This window comes from Aridibaculum aurantiacum, from assembly GCF_017355875.1.
GTDB lineage: Bacteria > Bacteroidota > Bacteroidia > Chitinophagales > Chitinophagaceae > Segetibacter > Segetibacter aurantiacus.
Map to the genome: position 1 here is coordinate 1,246,056 of NZ_JAFEWC010000001.1, position 19,782 is coordinate 1,265,837.

A 19,782-nucleotide genomic window follows, 5' to 3' on the forward strand; every position below is an offset into this window, starting at 1 on the left:
TTCGCTGTTATTGCTTCCTCTTGCGGTATGTGTTCTACTCGTACCAGTTACCTTTGCCGCCATGGATTATTTCAAGAGGTTACAGGAACTACTTCAAATAGAGAAGGCCGAAGACAGGAAAGCTTTTCAGCAACAAACCGAGTCGCTTCCAATACAGGCACGAAGGGAGAATGGTCTTGCCTGGTATCCTATTGCCATACGCGATACTGAGGTAGGAAGAGGAGATTATCTTACTGTAGAAGTAGAGCGAACTACACACACTGACATCATTCATCAATTGCGCTTTGGAATGAGCGCCGCAATGTTTAGTAATCACGATCCTAAGCGCGACAGGCTAGAAGGAACCATTACCCATATCAGCGGCAACCGGCTGAAGCTAAGCCTGCGCACTGATGAATTACCGGATTGGAGCCGCAATGGTAAGTTGGGGATTGATGCCCTGTTTGACGACAACAGCTACGAAGAGATGGAACAGGCTCTTATATATGCGCCTGTAAAAGCACAACAGAAAGATGCTAATAAACTGGTAGAGATATTGGTAGGTGAGCGGCAACCTTCTTACAATGATGAAGCATTTACTTACGACAATAGAAGCTTAAATGCAGTTCAAAATTTAGCGGTGCAAAAAATATTATCTGCTAATGAACTTGCCATTGTGCATGGACCTCCGGGAACGGGTAAAACAACCACACTTGTACAAGCGATCAAAGCGCTGGTAGAAAAAGATAAACAGCAAATATTGGTGGTGGCACCCAGCAACGCTGCTGTTGACCTGCTAACGGAAAAACTTAATGATACAGGTCTTAACGTAGTGCGTGTTGGAAACCCTGCAAGGGTAAATGAAAAGCAGTTGTCTCTTACGCTTGATAGCAAGATGGCTGCTCACCCGCAACACAAGGAAATAAAGCGGCTAAAAAAGCAGGCACGGGAGTACAGGGATATGGCGCATAAATACAAGCGCAGTTTTGGTCCCGCTGAAAGAGAGCAGCGAAAGGCATTGTTCAATGAGGCGCGTAACCTGAGTATAGAAGTAGAGCGTACAGAACAATATATAGGTAAAGATGTACTGGATCGTGCGCAGGTAATAACAGCTACACTTGTAGGTGCTAATCATTATACTGTGCGGCAGCGCCATTACAAAACGGTGGTAATTGATGAAGCTGGCCAGGCATTAGAGCCTGCTTGTTGGATACCGATATTAAAGTCTGATAAACTTGTGATGGCGGGTGATCATTGCCAGTTGCCACCCACTATAAAGAGTAATGAAGCAGCCAAAGGTGGACTTGCCATAACGCTGATGGAAAAGCTGGTCCAGCTGCATCCTGGATGCGTGACGCTTTTGCAGGAGCAATACCGGATGCACAAAACCATTATGCAGTTTAGCAGCCGTGAATTTTATAATGACCAGCTACAGGCACATCACACAGTGGCAGAAAAGCGGCTGTTGCAGGATGATCAGCCTTTGGTTTTTGTAGATACAGCGGGTACAGGTTATGAAGAAAAAATAGAAGGAAGCGGGATATCAAATCCTGAGGAGGCGGCGCTGCTTACAAGGCACCTGGCTCAGTATATTTCTGAATTACCACCAACTGCTCCAGTTAATGAGACGATAAGTGTTGGTGTTATTTCTCCATATCGCCACCAGGTGGAAGTGCTGAAAGAATTGGTGGCGGCTCATCCTGTTTTGAAGGCTCATGCAGCTGCCATTACAGTGAATACAATAGACAGTTTCCAGGGGCAGGAGCGGGATGTGATCTATATAAGCCTTGCCCGCAGCAACAGCGAGTCCAGCATTGGCTTTTTGTCTGAGATAAGACGAATGAATGTGGCGATGACCAGGGCACGTAATAAGCTGGTAATAATTGGTGACAGCGCCACCATATCCCAGTTCCCTTTTTATGCTGATTTTATTGCCTATGCCGAAGAGGCTGGTGGATATGTCAGTGCCTGGGAGTTTATGGAGTAAGTCTTCTGTCACCCCGACGCAGGAGGGGTCTCCAGCCTTGAAACATCTGTGCTAGCATCTGAAGGTTTTATGAGATGCCTCGTGCCTCGGCATGACAGGCTACAAGTGTCATCCCGACGAAGGAGGGATCCCCAGTCTTTAACATTTTTACTAGCATCTGAAGATTTTATGAGATTCCTCGTGTCTCTGCATGACAAGCCAATGATGTGTCATCCCGACGAAGGAGGGATCCCCCGCCACATGATGTTTCATGTAGCAACTATAATGTTGATGAGATGCCTCGTCCCTCGGCATGACAGGCTTAGAATGTCATCCCGACGAAGGAGGGATCCCCAGCCGCATAATGTTTAATGTAGCAACTGAAATGTGATGAGATGCCTCGTGCCTCGGCATGACAGGCTTAGAATGTCATCCCGACGAAGGAGGGATCCTCAGTCTTTAACATCTTTACTAGCATCTGAAGATTTTATGAGATGCCTCGTGCCTCGGCATGACAAGCCTATGATGTGTCATCCCGACGTAGGAGGGTTCCCTGTCATACTACATGCTACAACCTCAATATTTATTAGATGCCTCGTGCCTCGGCATGACAGGCATAGAATGTCATCCCGACGAAGGAGGGATCTACTGCACCCACTAGGGTATAAATATTGCTTCTGGTTGAAAAACATCTCTCATATGTCACTGCTGGGTGGAGTAATTAAGAAGGCTATCGATTTTAATGGGTTCATATCAAGTGAACCTAATCCATATAAGGCGCAGAAGAAGGTACTAATGCAATTGTTGAAAAAGGCGCGGCTGACTGCTTTCGGCATGCATCACAAGTTTGGAAGTATTCTTAAAAGCGATAACCCGGTGGCTGCATTCCAGCAGAATGTGCCGGTGTTTGATTACGATACTTTGTATGAACAATGGTGGCATTATCTGCTAAAGGGACATCAGAATATTACATGGCCTGGTGGGCAGGATTATTTCGCCCTTAGCAGTGGTACTACCAGCAATAAAAAATATATCCCTGTTACCAAAGACATGATCGCTTCTATCAAAAAAGCGGGGATGCAGCAAGTGCTAAGCCTGAAGAACTTCGATCTTTCAAATGATTTTTTCGACAAGGATATTTTGATGTTGGGCAGCAGCACACACCTGATAGAATTGGAAGATCATTATGAAGGAGAAATAAGTGGGATAAGTGCTGCAAATATTCCCGGATGGTTTCATAAATTTTATAAACCAGGCATAGAGATAGCATCCATAGAAAACTGGGATGAAAAGGTGCGGCGGATCGCGGAGGAAGCACCAAAGTGGGATGTAGGCAGTATCTCCGGTATCCCTTCCTGGGTAGAGCTGATGCTGAAAGAGATAATTGCTCATAACAACCTGGAGACGATCCATGACATCTGGCCCAACCTGCACGTATATACATCTGGCGGTGTAGCCTTTGAGCCATATAGAAAAAGTATGGAGAAGTTGCTGGCCAGGCCATTGATCTACATCGATACCTACCTGGCTTCGGAAGGTTACCTGGCTACGCAAAAACGGCCAGATACCAACTCAATGGCGCTCATTGTAAACAATGGTATCTTTTTCGAATTTGTACCTTTTGAAGAAGAAAATATAGATGATGACGGAAGAGTAAAGCAAGGCGTAAAAGTGCTTACGCTAGAGCAGGCGGAAGAGAATAAAGAATATGTACTGTTGATCTCTACAGTTTCGGGCGCATGGCGATATATGATAGGCGATACAGTGATCATTACTGATAAAGAAAGATCTGAAATACGCATCAGCGGTCGCACCAAGCATTACCTAAATGTAGTAGGCGAACAATTATCTGTTCAAAAAATGAATATGGCCATTGAAAAACTGGAAGAGGCATTTGACCTGGAGATTAATGAATTTACAGCTTCAACAGTTTTTAAGGATGAACAGTTTGTAATGAAATTCATTGTTGGTACTGATAAGGAAATAGATACTGCAAGGGCAGCTGAAGTAGTTGATACTGAATTGTGCAACAACAATAAGAACTACCAGGTAGCACGGACCAAAGCACTTAAAAAATTAGAAGTAGAAGCTGTACCAGTAGAGCGTTTTTACAGTTGGAGCGAAGAGTTTAAAAAGTTAGGAGGACAAGCAAAAATCCCTCGTGTAATGAAGGAGGAAGAGTTTTGGGACTTCAGGAACTATGTACTGGAAAAACAGCCGGTTGGGCAATAGGGTAGAAGTGGTAAGTCAAAAGGCAAAAAGAAGAAAGCAAAACTTAAAAAGCAAAAATAAAAAAGTGGAAACCGGCAGGAAGTTTTGTTATAAATAATTCTGAAGTCATGGTATACTTTATTACAATTCATAGTTCATCATTTATAGTTCATCATTCATAATTACAGCTCCTCCTCTTTCTTCATCTCCTCATTTTTTTGCTCAAGCATTTTTTCTTCCCAAAGTTTTACTTGTTCTACTATCACGTCAGGTGAAAGGTAAAGGCGTGATATCTTGTCTTTATAAGCTTTTGGCAGGTCAGCATGATCGAGTATGAAACGTTTGGTGGTAACGATATAATTTCCCATTCCTCTTTCTACAGCTAATGAGTCGGCCATCATTTCTGCATGCTTCACAAACTTAGATGAAGTATAATACCTGTAGCCAAAGGTGATCATTTTCACATTGCTCATTCCTTCATAATCAAGTATGTGACCTAGTTCATGACCAATCCAGCCTATCATTACATTGTCCGGTATTTCCAGTATCGGTAAAATGGAAGAGATCAACCTGAACTCTGTGCTGATATTAATACGGTAGCGGCGGTTCTTTCTTCGTTGCAAAAGCGTCCTGAACACTGGCTGCGCCTGCATAACAGAAGAAGTAAGCTTCGGCTTCATAATAAAGCTGATGTTGGTTTGCTTCAACTCTGGAAAGAATGATAATGCTGTAAGCACATTTTTTTCTACCGCGGGGGGTATTGTTTTATTGGTAGCAAATTGCTTGAGATAGCCTGCAACTTGTCCATTGGTATCCATTGTTTGTAATGATATCATAAGTGCTATGAGCAACTTCATTTAGGTGGTTCGTTCTAATTTATTCCTGGTGTTATTGTGCAAATTTCGATGCAGACAAACAAGCACATTTTCTAATAAAACTCAATTTGCTGCCCTTAGTGAATGAGCGTTGCAAATAAAACGCCAGACAGTAAAAGCTGGTGACATCAGTGATCAACGTTGTTAAGCAGGTTCCTGTTGCCTCAGTTCAAAATCACGGAAGTCAAAGCCGGGGCTAACCTGGCATCCTACCAGGCAAAATTTGCCGCCTTCTACCAGCCTTGCACCAAACCAGCGATGTGCTTTTACTACATGCTGTAATACCTGCCCCTGGTCAAGTTGTTTACCAAGCAACGTTACAATCTCTTTTCCTGTTTCATCTATCTCAACTATCTCCAATGCATTACCATCATGATGATACCATATCTCGTCGCTTTTGATGCGGTGCATGGCCGATTTTTGTCCTTCCTGCAATAGGAAGTAGATGCTGGTGCAGATGGATCGTTCACCATCAAAACCATCGATCATTACTTGCAAGTCGCTCCTATACGTTTCTTTATAATATCCGCCTTCAGGATGAGGATGCATTTCAAGATGTTGTATGTATTGCGCAGCTGTCATCAATAAAATTTAGGCAATAAAACTAAGCGGATGTTTTTACTTCACTACATCTGGCTGCTTTATTTGCATCGTCTTTACCTTTACCAGATGCTTACTGTTTCGGAAATTTTCATTTACCCTATCAAATCTTTAGGTGGCGTTTCTGTCACTTCTGCGCAAGTAACGGATCGTGGCTTTATGCACGACAGGCGGTGGATGCTTGTAGATGAAGAGAATGTATTTATGTCGCAGCGATCTTTCTCCACAATGGCGCTTTTACAAGTGCAACTAAAAGATGATGGCCTGCAGGTCTTTCATAAGAAAACTGAAGAATCTATATTCATTCCTTATGAACCTACAGGTTCACAACTTAGGGTGGAGGTGTGGAGTGATAAGTGTAAGGCCATGGAAGTAAGCACTGAAGTAAGCGAATGGTTTTCAATAATGTTGTCCAGGAAATGCCGGCTTGTTTATATGCCCGATGCCTCACGAAGAAGAGTTGACAGCCGCTACGCCACCAATAAAGAGATCACAAGTTTTTCCGATGCTTACCCGTTCAACGTAGTTGGACAATCATCATTAGATCACTTGAACAGCAGGTTAAAAGAACCTGTTTCCATTGATCGTTTTCGTCCCAATCTTGTTATCACTGGTGGAGCTCCTTTTGAAGAAGATGAATGGAAACATTTCACAATTAACAACATCAGCTTTTTTGGGGTGAAACTATGTGCCCGGTGCGTTGTTACTACTATCAACCAGCAGGAGGCCATCCAGGGCAAGGAGCCTTTGACAACACTTGCTTCTTACCGCCAGTTTCAGAAGAAGATATATTTTGGACAAAATCTTGTTCATGATGGTGAAGGTTTGGTTCAGGTTGGTGACCAGGTCCAATTACAAGAGCGAAAAAAAGCCAGGTTTACACTTCCTAAATAATTCACTTGCTAATGCTAATTTTCATTCCTTGCCAATCCTAATCGCACTAAAAAACCAATATTGAAATTGCCGATAGATCGGTGAAAGGAATTACTGAAATTGAGCGATCCGGTATAACCTGTTGTGAACATCATGCGCTTCCTTCCGTACCTGAATTGAAAACCTGGTTCTAACATTAAGAAGTTCGGCTTACGGTTTAGGAGAACAAATTGCTCATGCGTAAACGGCTCATTGGTCTGATGATATGTAGCATGAACTACCTGCCTGTTGTTGGTAGAGAAGCGGGTCATTAGGATGAAATGCAAAGAGTTATTTTCATTACTGAAAGCAATGGCAGGTTGAATGAAATATTTCGTCAGTTTCAGTTTGGATGAGCCAGTTGCATGTGTATTATTGATAGTTCCTCTTTCTGTTCCTACATAGCTTTCCAAATGCACATTAGGCGCTACTTTATTAAAATAACCTGCAGAAAAGTTATAGGCATTGAACATAAAATCATCTTTAGTCAAACTGCCTGCAATAACAGTAGACACACCAATATTTTTTAGAGGCGCATAGGCTACTTGTACTTCAGGCCATGCATACTGCCATACAACAGCAGATGTTTGAATGTGCAGGTCGTTCTTGTTTTGTAGCATAGTAGGACTTGCCGTGGTGAAAGCATGAAATAGATTTCTTTCCTGCCTGCTTTGCGGTACAGTGGTAGGTTGTGTTGATGAACAGGCAGTTACAAGAAGAAAATAACTCACAATCACTACTGGATAGGATAGGCATCTAAGCATGTTGTAGTTTTTGGTTTTGAGGTTCAGTTGCTGATACATTAAATATAAGCTTTAGATATGCGTGGCGGTACAATTTTTATCAGCATCCCAATATGCGTTTTGGCTATGCATCCATCAATCTTACACTGGGCGCTCAAAAGATCCAGGTGAACCGCTCCATGATCAAAAGCACGTTTATGGAGAAGGGAGTAGAATATGCGTCAGCACTGGCTCTTGCTAATTTTATCGACCTGGAAAAAGTGATCGAGTGGAATATAGAACATAACATCATGTTTTACCGGATGAGCTCCGATATGGTGCCCTGGATGAGCGAATATGAAATACATGATCTGCCGGATTATGAAAAGATACGCGAGGTACTGGCACGCTGTGGCGAAAGAGTAGCTTCGTCCGGTTTCAGGCTTTCATTTCATCCTGGTCCGTTCAATGTTTTGGCAACAAACACTCAATCAGTTCTTACAAAAACAATTAAAGAACTGCGGCAACATGCAGAAATAATGGACCTGTTACATCTTCCATTGTCACCGTTTGCAAAAATTAATATACATGTGGGAGGCGCGTTTGGAGATAAAATTTCTGCGCTTGCAAGGTTTGCTGAAAGTTATGTTCAACTGCCTGCAAATGTGCAACGAAGGCTTACTGTAGAGAATGATGATAAAGCAAATATGTTTTCTATTACGGATCTATTGTGGCTGCACGAGCAGGTCAAAACACCTGTTGTGTTTGATTACTTTCATCACAAGTTTTGTACGGGTGGCTTAAGTGAAGAGGAAGCTTTCCTGGCTGCTTATGATACATGGCCTTCCGATATCACGCCTGTTGTTCATTTCTCCAGTTCTAAAAAACTACATGAAGACCCCACGGCACCACCTACTGCGCATGCAGATTATCTATACGATGAAGTGGAAACTTATGGCAAGGATGTAGATATCATGTTTGAAGCAAAAGCCAAGGAGGCAGCAGTAATGGAATACAGGCAATACCTAAAATATATAACTCATGAAGAATAAGAAGCTTTTCCTGCTGGATGTGATGCCGCTGTTGTACAGGGCACATTTTGCAACTATGGGAAAACGTTTTGGCACGACAACAGGAATAGATACACGCACTACGTTGGTGTTCTTCAATTATATATTCCAGGTAATAACAGAAGAGAAACCAGATGCTATTGCTGCTGCACTTGACTCTGTTCCCAAAGGAAGAGTTGCTGTTTCAAGTACCTATAAATCCAATCGAGAAAAAATGCCTTCTGAAATTTCAGAAGCATTTCCCTATGCTATGCAATTGCTGGAGGCGTTGCAAATACCTGTACTAAAAGAAGAAGGATATGAAGCGGATGATGTGATTGCTACCATGGCTGTAAGAGGAGCCAAGAAAGGTTATTCTGTTTTTATTGTTAGTCCTGATAAGGATTTTGCACAATTGGTTTCAGAAAAAATATTCCTTTTCCGCCCTGCTTATAAAGGTGCTGTAATGGAGACTTTGGATATAGAAGGAGTAAAAAATAAATATGGTGTGTTGCCATCGCAGATAGCGGATTATTTAGCACTACGTGGCGATAGTGTAGACAATATAATTGGTGTACGTGGAATAGGAGATAAGACAGCAGCTCAATTATTAGCACAATACAATTCAGTGGAAGAACTGCTGGAAGAAGTGGAGACAATTAAACAACCTAAAGTGCGGGAATCAATTGCTGCTTATAAAGAACAATTAGTTGAAAATAAACAGTTGGCTTTATTAACGGGTGAAATAGATGTCGATTTCAAATGGGATGAAATAAAGGTAAAGAAGCCGGATATAGAAAAACTAATTCCTTTGTTAGATGAACTCCAATTTGTAAAAATTAAAGAAAGGCTTACAAAACTTCGTTTCATAAAACCTCAGAAGAATATTGAAGAGTCTGCTGAAAGAACGAAAATTTCTATTCAAAATGTTTCAGCTGCAGAAGCTATCGAAAAAGTGAACGGTAAGAAAATTTCTATTGCTTATAATGAAGAATTACCGGATCAATTATTTATTCAATCAAATGATGAGAAAGGCATTTATGCAATAGATATTTCTAATGAAATAGATTTCAAAAAGCTACTTAGTGCCATAGATAAAAAAGAAGTAGTGAAAGCAGGTTGGCAATTGAAGCCTTTGCTTAAAAAGATCATTCGTTCAGGATGCCAGGTGAAATCTAGTTGGGAAGATATATCTCTAGCTGCTTATTTGCTGGAATCAGATGCTAAGATTGAATGGCAGTATATAAAAGACAAATACCAGTTGGAGTCGTACACTATTGAAAGAGCTTATGAAGGAATAAACTTTTTGCCTTCGTTGCCTGTTGCACACGAAAAGATCATGCAGAAGATAGAAGAAATGGAGCTGGCTGACCTGTTCTATAAAATTGAGCTTCCGTTACAAACGGTTCTTGCAAAAATGGAACTGCATGGCTTACGCATTGACTTGGATGCTTTAGATGAGATCGATAATGTTTTATCTAAACAATTAGATGAACTTGAAAAAAAGCTGTACGAAGCAGCAGGCCGAAAATTCAATATAGGCTCACCATCGCAAACAGCTGACATACTGCAGCAGGTATGCGAGCCATCGGAACTGAAGAAAACCAAGACAGGTCAGATATCTACAGCAGAACCTTTTCTTATTGACATAGCTCCTAAATATCCTTTTGTTGCCGACCTGCTCAATTACCGCAAGCTCAACAAGATCATTAGTACGTATGTGTACTCATTGCCTAAATATGTAAACCCGGAGACCAATAAAATTCATCCTACTTTTCAACAGGTGGTAGCTGGTACCGGCAGGCTTAGCTGCACAGAACCTAACCTGCAAAATCTTCCAATACGCAGCGAGGCTGGCCGCGAGGTGCGTAAGGCAATCATTCCATCACAAGAAGGCTTTAGCATACTAAGCATTGATTACAACCAGGTAGAGCTTCGGCTGCTGGCTGCATTAAGCGGCGATAAAGTGATGGTGGACACATTTAAACAAGGAAAAGATATACATGCAACCACCGCGTGTAAGGTTTTCAATGTAGAAGAAAATGCTATTACCAAAGAGATGCGTGCAAAAGCCAAAGGCGTAAATTTCGGGATTGCTTATGGTATAACACCATGGGGTTTGGCTACCCGTTTGAAGTTCTCTCAAAAAGAAGCAAAGGAGATCATTGATGCATATTTTGAAGAATTCAGCTCGGTAAAAGAATACCTGGAGCGATCTATAGAAGAAAGCAGGGAGCGTGGTTTTACGAAAACAAAATACGGCCGCATACGGTATATAGAAGGTATTGATAGCCGCAACGGTACTACCCGCCGTATGGCTGAGCGTATGGCGGTCAATGCCCCGCTACAAGGTCTTGCCGCTGATATTATCAAAGAGGCAATGGTAAACGTAGAGCGATACATCTGTAAGAAAAAGTTTAAGACGAAACTCATTTTGCAAGTACACGACGAGTTGGTTTTTGATGCTGCTGATGATGAACTGGCTGAACTGGTGCCAGAAGTAGTACGACTGATGGAAACCAAAGCTCCTTTTGCTGTACCACTAAAAGTAAATGTAACGGTAGGCAAGAACTGGTTGGACCAGGTATCCTATAAGATATAGCTTGAATATTTTAGCAGGCTTCTGTTTCTTTTGCCTCAACAAAAGGCTAGCCATGTTGTTTTACATGGTAAAATTTTCTATGTCACCTCCACAGTTTTCAATTCGCTTACAGCCAGCATTAGTTTCAACCTTCCTTAACTGCGCCCCATTAGCCTCTGCTATGCTTAAAACTTTTTAATCCTTATTTTCGATTTTTAATCAGCCCTTAAACCTGTATCTAAACCTTCTGAAAAATATATCTCAAGAATGATCTTAATTGTAGACGACAAGCAAGAGAATGTGTTTTCGCTGCGAACGGTGCTTGAGCAACATGGGTTCAGTACCGATACCGCGTTGTCAGGTGAAGATGCGCTGAAGAAGGTACTGAAGAACGAGTACGCACTCATCATTCTTGACGTGCAAATGCCTGTGATGGATGGATATGAAGTGGCTGAAGCGATCACTGGTTTCAATAAGACGAAAGACATCCCGATCATCTTTTTATCCGCAGTAAATAAGGATAAAAAATTCATCACCAAAGGTTTTGAATCAGGAGCACTGGAATACCTGACAAAGCCTGTTGATCCTGAGATCCTCATTTTGAAGGTGCGTAATTTCTACCGCCTGTACGAGAAGACGAATGCACTGAAAGAAGCAGAAAAAGCCCTTACCGCCAATGTAAAAGAGTTGCACCAAACGCTGGAAGCTTTGCCCAATATGGCTTTTACAGCAGACAGGTCAGGTAAGATAACATCTGTAAATAAACAGTGGCTGCAATACTCAAATGCAACAAATGCTTTTCCTGAAGGTCATCCGCAGTCTGCTCCTTTACAAGAGCAATGGCTGCAAGCAATTGAAAATGGTGAGCCGGTAGAAACTGAGGTATGCATCCGGAGGCTGGATGATGAAAAATTTTATCATCATTTGCTGAAAGCAACACCCGTGGTCATTGATGGTGTCATTGCGCGTTGGGTAGGAACCATCAGCAGCATTCATGACCAGAAAATGCTGAACGAAACACTCGAAAAGAAAGTAGCCGAACGTACCAAAGAACTACTGGAGATCAACCGCGAATTGGAGATCAGCAACCACGACCTGCAACAGTTTGCTTCTGTAGCATCACACGATCTTAAAGAGCCACTGAGGAAGATACAGGTGTTCGCTAATTTTATAAAAGACAAAGGCAAGCCTGAAGGTGCAATAGCTAATTATCTTGAAAAAGTATTGCTGTCGTCGGAGCGTATGAACACAGTGATCACTGATCTTCTTTCTTTCGCACGGCTATCAGCACCTGATATTTTTCGCGATGCCGATCTCAATGAAATAATCGATGGAATACTTGATGACCTGGAACTGGTGATAGAGGAAAAGCAGGCAACCATACACGTAAGTAAGTTGCCAATATTAGAGGTCGTTCCTGCACTGATGCGCCAGTTGTTCCAGAACATTATCAGCAATGCGCTTAAGTTCTCTCGTGCCGATGTGCCGCCGCAGGTTGATATACGCGCAGAGTTGGTAAATCATCCGTCAATAGACAGCCCGGCAGTAGCCAATGGAAATTATTGCAGGCTCTCTATCTCCGACAATGGCATTGGCTTCCAGGAAAAATATGTCGCCAAGATCTTCCATATTTTCCAGCGCCTTCACACCCGTACCGATTACGAAGGCACAGGCATAGGCTTGGCAATAGCTAAAAAAATTGTAGACAGGCACAATGGATTTATAGCAGCCACCAGTCAACCTGGTGAAGGTTCTACCTTCTATATTATCGTTCCTGTAAAACAAGACCAGCTTCATAAAACACTTGAAGAAAGGCAGTATACTGCTGCTTCACTGTAACCCCCATATCCAGATGAATAAGATGTTCAAACGAATTTCCCTGACAGGAAAATTGATGCTGATAGCTATATTCCCGATACTGCTATTGGTATTTTTCGCCATCCAGATCTACAAGGAAAAATCGGAGCGGCTCGAGATCCTCAACAACTATATTGAACGTATAGAACAATCAGCAGCCATAAGTAATGTGGTAGATGTACTGCAGGTTGAACGTCGCCTTAGCTTTGGCTATTCCATCTCTCGTTCATGGCGTACGGAAATGTTGATGGAACGCAAGAAAACGGATGAGGCTATTCAGAAAATGGTACAGTTCGAATGGGTGTCGTCATCACCTAAGTATACTTTTCTTGATAGCCTTCAGCAAATACGCGCAGCTATAGATGACACCTCCATTACCCCCAATGGTGTTATGACCTACTATACCAACACCATTTTCAGGGTCAACACACTCAACATAATTACCGGCGGAAACATCACCTATCTAAATCCGGTGAATGCAGACCTGATGAGCCAGAAGTTGATGATGGAAATGATCACTTACCTGGGTATCGTTCGGGCTTCTATTTATTATTCATTGTATACAAAATACCAGGATCCTGCTATTATTGACCAGGTGAGATCTATTTACCTGATCTATAATAGTTACATCCGCGAGATACAGGATAAAGGATCACCGGCAGCCAATGCTGCACTAACAAAATTGTTATCTACAGGAGAGCCTGCTGCTATTAGTGCTTATATAGAAAACGGTATCCAGAACCAGCGGCTCGATACGACGTGGGATGCAGAAAAATGGTGGACAACATCAGCAAAGGCAGTAGACCAATTAAAACATTTACAACGTGAGCTGTTGAACAATGTAAGCAATGGCATCCTGCATATTTATGAAACTGAAAAGACAAATCGTGACAGGAGCGTCCTGTTCCTTATTTTAAGTATAGCTGCTGTTTTAGGTATTGTGTCTTATACAATCACTACCATCACTAAAACATTGAATGAACTGAATGTCGCTGCAAAGAAAATAGCAACCGGGGCTACAGGTATTCAACTGGATGTTGCGTCGCGTGATGTTATTGCCAGCCTTGCTGATTCAATTGTATACATAGATAAGAATAATCAAAAGCTTGCAGTGGCAGCCGACGCTATAGGCAGTGGCAATTTTGATGTAGAGGTGGTTGCCCGCAGCAGCGAAGATATTCTCGGCAATGCTGTATTGCACATGAAGAACGACCTGCAGATGTATCACAAAGAGAATGAACAAAAGCTTTGGGTACATGAAGGTATTGCTGCGGTCAATGATGCCATACGTGGGCAGAAGACTGTGCAGGTACTCTCTGCAGATGTGCTGAATGCGCTGGTTTCTTTTATAGGCGCAGAAGTAGGGCTAATGTATACTGCCTATGAAAAGCACCTGCAGTTTGCAGCAGCTTATGCAGTGTCCGATACCACTTTTATCCCGTCGCAAATTGGTTATGGAGAAACACTCATTGGCCAGGTTGCGCAAAACAAGCAGCTGATGCAGTTGAAGAATATTCCAACTGACTTTATCAAAATAAGAACGGGTACAGGTGAAGCTATGCCTACCAATATTTTGCTGGTACCACTGGTGCACAACGATGTATTGGAAGCTGTTGTTGAGATAGGTTGCCTGCAAGAAACAGCTGATAAAACCATTGCTTTCCTAGAGCAAGTAATACCAGCCATAGCATTAGCCATACAAGGTGCAAAGAGCCGCGCCAGGTTGCAGGAATTGTTCGAGCAGGTACAGTCGCAGGCTGAAGAGCTGCAGGCTCAGCACAGGGACCTGGAGAACATCAATGCTGAATTGGAAACGCATACAGAGCGCCTGCAGGCATCGGAAGAGGAACTAAAAGTACAGCAGGAGGAATTGTTGCAGGCCAACCAGGAGCTGGAGGAAAGATCAAGGCTATTGGAAGAACGCAATCAATTAATCGTTGAGAAAAACATTGAGATACAGCAGAAGGCAGAAGAGCTGGAGCTGAGTTCAAAATACAAATCGGAGTTCCTGGCAAATATGTCGCATGAGCTTCGTACGCCACTAAACTCGGTGCTGTTGTTATCGCGCCTGCTGGCTGAGAACAATGATCATAATCTTTCTGCAGAACAGGTAGAGTATGCAAGGGTGATACAGTCTAGCGGAAATGGATTGCTGTCGCTGATAGATGAGATACTTGATCTATCTAAAATAGAAGCCGGCAAAATGGAGCTGGAATACCAGCCGGTATTGGTGCAGGAAATCGTGCAGGATATACGTTCTTTGTTTGCACCGCTAGCCAAAGAAAAAGGGCTTGATTTCAATGTCCATGTAGAGCCACAACTACCTTCTACCATAGAAACAGACAAGCAGCGCCTGGAGCAGGTGCTGAAAAACCTGTTATCAAACGCGCTTAAGTTTACCACCCAAGGCTCTGTTAGCTTTTCTGTTTCTACCCTCAAAGACAACCATGCATTTATCTGCTTTTCGGTAAAAGACACAGGGATTGGTATTCCTAAAGAAAAGCATGCGCTCATCTTTGAAGCGTTTCAGCAAGCCGATGGATCTACACGCAGAAAATTTGGTGGTACCGGCCTTGGACTTTCCATTAGCCGCGAACTAACAAGGCTCTTAGGCGGAGAAATTAAGTTGGCAAGTGAGCCGGGTAAGGGAACTGAATTCACCATTTATATTCCAATAGAAAAAGTGGCAGCGGCAGCACTCGGTGAAACAGAGTCTGAGGATGATGAGAAGCAAGCTTCAGTACAGGCACCTGTGTTCAGGAAAGGCTTCAGGGTGGAAAGAATTCCAGAGGCTTTACCCGATGATCGTGCGCATGTTTCACCAAGCGAGAAGACGCTGTTGATAATAGAAGATGATACAGCTTTTGCGAAAGCGCTGGTAGAATATACGCGGCAGAAAGGTTATAAAGCCCTGGTAGCTGTAAGGGGCGATGAAGGAATAGAGCTGGCGCAAAAGTACAAGCCAATGGGCATCTTGCTCGATATACAATTGCCTGTGAAAGATGGTTGGGAAGTGATGGAAGAATTGAAATCAAATCCAATCACGCGTCATATCCCGGTGCACATGATGTCTTCGCTCGAGGCTAAAAAAGAGAGCCTGGTGAAAGGTGCAGTTGATTTCATCAACAAGCCTGTTGCGTTTGAGCAGATGCAGGATGTGTTCAAGAAAATTGAGCATGTGCTGACCAAGGATCCTAAGAAAGTGCTGATACTGGAGGAGAATAAAAAGCATGCAAAAGCACTGGCATATTTCCTTGAAACATTTAATGTGAATACTGAAATATCGGCCAGTATAGATGAAGGTGTAGATGTACTGCAGCGCGAAGGAGTGGATTGCGTAATTCTTGATATGGGTGTGCCTGATCATGCTTCGTACCAAACACTGGAGCAGGTGAAGAAGACGCCTGGACTTGAGAATTTGCCTATCATCATTTTCACAGGCAGGAACGTATCAAAGCCAGAGGAAATGCGCATCAAGCAATATGCAGATTCTATAGTGCTTAAGACGGCGCAGTCGTACCAGCGTATCATTGATGAAGTGTCGCTGTTCCTGCACCTGGTAGAAGAGTCAAAGAATGATAGCGGCGCAGGTAAATACAAACGCTTAGGTGCATTGAACGAGGTGCTGGCAGGTAAAAAGATACTTGTGACAGATGACGATGTGAGGAATATCTTCTCCCTTACAAAAGCATTGGAGATCCACAACATGGAAGTGTATACTGCGGTAGATGGTCGCGAGGCGCTGAAACGACTGGAAGAACATCCTGATATGAATGTAGTGCTGATGGATATAATGATGCCTGAAATGGATGGCTACGAGGCCATGAGGAAGATACGTGCCCAGAAAGCATTTCAACATTTACCCATAATAGCTGTAACTGCTAAAGCAATGACCGGCGACAGGGAAAAATGCATACAGGCCGGCGCTTCCGATTACATTTCTAAACCCGTAGATATTGACCAGCTGACATCGTTGTTACGTGTATGGTTATACGATAAAAGTATTTGACATGGAAGGTGATAAACTACTCATCATAGATGATGATCCTCGGAACATTTTTGCGCTGCAGGCGGTACTGAAGGCACGAGGTTTTCCTGTGGTGTCAGCATCATCAGCAATGGAAGGCATTAAAATTTTACAGGAACAATCCGGGTTCAAAGTTGTTCTGTTAGACATGATGATGCCTGAGATGGATGGTTACGAAGCCATTGGTGAAATAAAAAAGCTGGAGCATTCAAGTGTTATCAAGATTATAGCTGTAACAGCGCAGGCCATGGTGGGTGACCGCGAAAAATGTTTGGCAGCAGGAGCCGATGGTTATGTTTCCAAACCGATAGATGTAGATGTATTGTTGAACCTGGTGCAATAGAAAAAGTAAAACGATGATCAAGGATGAGGAGGTAGGAATTTTATTAAATGACTTGCTTAATAAATATGGCTACGATTTTACCGAGTATTCGCAGGCCTCGCTGAAGCGACGGATCAACCGTTTGTTTGCATTGGATGGCTTTCCAAGTTTTGCTGAGTTGCGCTATCGTGTACTGAAAGATGAGGCATACCTGCGCCGTTTTGTAGAGGAGGTAACGGTGAATGTAACAGAAATGTTTCGCGATCCTTCCTTCTATCGTATTCTCCGTACAGAAGTATTACCTGTCCTTGCTACTTATCCATTCATTCGTATATGGCATGCAGGCTGCTCCACCGGCGAAGAAGTGTATTCTATGGCCATCCTGCTGCAGGAGGCAAACCTGCTGCAGCGCTCATTGTTATATGCTACCGATCTAAATCCTGATGTGCTGGAGAGGGCAAAACAAGGCATCTTTCCGCTAAGCCAAATGAAGCAGTATTCAGAAAATTATATAGCAGCAGGAGGCACTAAAGAATTCTCCTCGTACTATTCTTCGCGATATGAAAGAGCAAAATTCTCTAAAGAGCTTTCTGAAAGAATGATCTTCTCTACGCACAACCTCGTTTCCGATCGTTCATTCAATGAGTTCCAACTGATCATGTGCCGCAACGTGATGATCTATTTTGATAAAGAGCTACAGGAAAGGGTACTGCATCTTTTTGATCAAAGCCTGGAGCCGTTGGGTTTCCTTGCTTTAGGATCAAAAGAGACTTTACGTTTCGCAACTATAGCCAAGCGTTACACCCAGTTGTACAAAGAAAAAATATGGCGCAAAGCAGCATAAGAAACAACTACCAATTGCTGGTGATCGGTGGATCAGCCGGTAGCTTAGAGGTGCTGATAAATGTGCTGCCACACCTGCGTAACGATCTTGCTTTGGCAATAGTAGTTGTCATGCACAGGAAGCCGGGTGAATCTTTTCTTACAGATATCATTGCATCAAAAACCAGCTGGCCTGTAAAAGAAGCCGAGGAAAAAGAAGCAATACAACAAGGTCATATTTATATAGCTCCTGCTGATTATCACTTGCTGTTGGAAAAGGATAGAACGTTCTCACTTGATTTTTCTGAAAAGATCCATTTCAGCAGGCCTGCCATTGATGCCACTTTTGAAACTGCTTCAGAGGCCTATGGAGGTGCAGTGATAGGTGTGCTGTTATCAGGCGCTAATGCCGATGGTGCCAGTGGTCTTGGCCTGGTAAAAAAAGCAGGTGGTCTTACCATTGTGCAAGATCCATCAGAGGCTGCGGTGCCTTATATGCCCGAGCAGGCCATACAGCAGGTAACGGTAGATTATATAGCCACTACCACTATGATCATAGATATCATCAATAGGATAGGACAATAAGATGTTCTATTCCTCCACCATCCTCACCACATCTTGTTATTTTTGCTGCGTATGTATGAATTGTTTTTTAGCAGGATAGCGGAAAAGATAGAACTGACGGAAGAGGAGAAGGCTTTATTCATAACTTATCTTACTCCTAAGAAGTTGCGCCGAAAGCAATACCTGCTGCAGGAAGGTGACGTTTGTAAATCGGTAGCATTTGTAGAAAAAGGTGCACTCCGCTCTTATACTATAGACAATAAAGGCACAGAACACATCATTCAATTTGCTTTAGAAGGCTGGTGGATAAGCGATATGTATAGCATGCTTACCGGCGAACCATCCAATCAAAATATAGATGCTATTGAAGATTCTGAATTGGTCATCATTAGCCGCAATGCACAGGAAGAACTGATGGAGCGCATTCCTAAATACGAACGTTACAACAGGCTGCTGCTGCAAAATGCATACATAGCTGCACAGCGGCGAATAAATTATATGGCCAGTTTAACTACGGAAGAAAAGTATACAAAGCTGGTATCTACTTACCCCGATATAGTACAACGTGTTCCGCAGCACATGATCGCATCCTACCTCGGTCTTACCCCTGAAACCCTTAGCAGGGCTCGTAAGCAGATGACACGCAAGTAATTTTTTCCTCATGCTTGCATTGACATTTGTCAATGCTTTTTCTTATCGATTATCAATGGTGGTGGCGGCAGGTGCTGGTAAGTTTGCATTGTAAACAAGCAGTAACAGCACATGCAAACACAGCAAACAATAGCCATAGTAGGCCTGGGTAATACCGGCAGTGCACTGGCAAAATTATTTGCTTCAGGCAGGCACCGGGTGCTGTTGTCTGATAAGGATATCGCTGCTTCAGAAGCACTGGCTGTGCAATTATTGCAGGAACATCCAGCTTATGAAGTAGAAGCTATCACTTGTTCTGCCAATGCTTGCTGGGAGGCTGATGTCATCATACCTGCTGTTGCTTCTGAAGAACTGGAAACCGTAGCTAATTATATAAAAGCTTATGCTAACCAAAAGATAGTTGTTAGCACATCCATAGAAGGATTGGATAATAGTAAAGTAGCAGGTAAACTTCATGCTTTATTCCCTTTTAGCAAGATTGTACAGCTATATCCTGCAACTGACTTTGGAGCTTCCTCCAACCAAAGTGTTTCGCTCACTATTGATGGCGCTGATGATGAAGCCGTGGAAATGGTAGCATCGCTTTTTACCGAAGTTGGATGTAAGATAACAGCACATATCGCTTCATAATATTTCTCTTATTT

General features: G+C 42.8%; 15 protein-coding genes. 12 read left to right on the forward strand and 3 right to left on the reverse strand.

All coding sequences use genetic code 11. The annotated features are described in order from the left end of the window. Positions 1–61: 61 nt before the first annotated feature. Both J4N22_RS05095 and J4N22_RS05100 read left to right on the forward strand, forming a co-directional pair. Positions 62–1,966, forward strand: a complete 1,905-nt coding sequence (locus J4N22_RS05095; protein WP_207492618.1) for an AAA domain-containing protein — start codon at positions 62–64, stop codon at positions 1,964–1,966. 678 nt (positions 1,967–2,644) lie between these two features. Then, positions 2,645–4,177, forward strand: a complete 1,533-nt coding sequence (locus J4N22_RS05100) for a GH3 family acyl-acid amido synthetase (RefSeq protein ID WP_207492619.1) — start codon at positions 2,645–2,647, stop codon at positions 4,175–4,177. 161 nt (positions 4,178–4,338) lie between these two features. On the opposite strand, the gene J4N22_RS05105 is transcribed toward J4N22_RS05100, so the two are convergent. Beyond that, complete coding sequence (locus J4N22_RS05105) at positions 4,339–5,013, reverse strand: hypothetical protein (protein ID WP_242692059.1); 675 nt, start codon at positions 5,011–5,013, stop codon at positions 4,339–4,341. Between the two features lie 162 nt (positions 5,014–5,175). Further along, entirely contained in the window at positions 5,176–5,613 is a 438-nt protein-coding gene (locus tag J4N22_RS05110) for a cupin domain-containing protein (protein WP_207492620.1), read from the reverse strand. Between the two features lie 30 nt (positions 5,614–5,643). Between J4N22_RS05110 and J4N22_RS05115 the strand changes: the two genes are divergently transcribed. Then, positions 5,644–6,525: an MOSC domain-containing protein gene (locus tag J4N22_RS05115; protein WP_242692060.1), complete on the forward strand. Its 882-nt coding sequence runs from the start codon at positions 5,644–5,646 to the stop codon at positions 6,523–6,525. Positions 6,526–6,539: 14 nt separating this feature from the next. Here the strand turns inward: J4N22_RS05115 and J4N22_RS05120 are convergent, their stop codons facing one another. Then, positions 6,540–7,307: a hypothetical protein gene (locus J4N22_RS05120; protein WP_207492621.1), complete on the reverse strand. Its 768-nt coding sequence runs from the start codon at positions 7,305–7,307 to the stop codon at positions 6,540–6,542. A 92-nt stretch (positions 7,308–7,399) separates the two neighbouring features. On the opposite strand from J4N22_RS05120, the gene uvsE reads away from it, so the two are divergent. The 9 genes from uvsE (at position 7,400) to J4N22_RS05165 (ending at position 19,768) form a co-directional block, all read left to right on the forward strand. Further along, positions 7,400–8,317, forward strand: a complete 918-nt coding sequence (uvsE, locus tag J4N22_RS05125; protein WP_207492622.1) for a UV DNA damage repair endonuclease UvsE — start codon at positions 7,400–7,402, stop codon at positions 8,315–8,317. Continuing rightward, positions 8,307–10,916: a DNA polymerase I gene (gene polA / locus J4N22_RS05130; protein WP_207492623.1), complete on the forward strand. Its 2,610-nt coding sequence runs from the start codon at positions 8,307–8,309 to the stop codon at positions 10,914–10,916. The genes uvsE and polA overlap by 11 nt, the downstream gene beginning before the upstream one ends. Positions 10,917–11,162: 246 nt before the next feature. Further along, positions 11,163–12,734: a sensor histidine kinase gene (locus tag J4N22_RS05135; protein WP_207492624.1), complete on the forward strand. Its 1,572-nt coding sequence runs from the start codon at positions 11,163–11,165 to the stop codon at positions 12,732–12,734. Between the two features lie 13 nt (positions 12,735–12,747). After that, entirely contained in the window at positions 12,748–16,761 is a 4,014-nt protein-coding gene (locus J4N22_RS05140) for a response regulator (protein WP_207492625.1), read from the forward strand. Between the two features lies 1 nt (position 16,762). After that, on the forward strand, positions 16,763–17,122 hold the full coding sequence (locus J4N22_RS05145) for a response regulator (protein ID WP_207492626.1): 360 nt from the start codon (positions 16,763–16,765) through the stop codon (positions 17,120–17,122). 13 nt (positions 17,123–17,135) lie between these two features. Further along, positions 17,136–17,945, forward strand: coding sequence for a CheR family methyltransferase (locus tag J4N22_RS05150; protein ID WP_207492627.1), 810 nt, complete (start codon positions 17,136–17,138; stop codon positions 17,943–17,945). Then, positions 17,927–18,508 carry a chemotaxis protein CheB gene (locus tag J4N22_RS05155; protein ID WP_207492628.1) on the forward strand — a complete coding sequence of 194 codons (582 nt, stop codon included), beginning with the start codon at positions 17,927–17,929 and terminating at the stop codon, positions 18,506–18,508. The genes J4N22_RS05150 and J4N22_RS05155 overlap by 19 nt, the downstream gene beginning before the upstream one ends. Positions 18,509–18,559: 51 nt before the next feature. Continuing rightward, positions 18,560–19,138, forward strand: a complete 579-nt coding sequence (locus J4N22_RS05160; protein ID WP_207492629.1) for a Crp/Fnr family transcriptional regulator — start codon at positions 18,560–18,562, stop codon at positions 19,136–19,138. Positions 19,139–19,249: 111 nt separating this feature from the next. Further along, entirely contained in the window at positions 19,250–19,768 is a 519-nt protein-coding gene (locus tag J4N22_RS05165) for an NAD(P)-binding domain-containing protein (protein ID WP_207492630.1), read from the forward strand. Positions 19,769–19,782 lie beyond the last annotated feature (14 nt).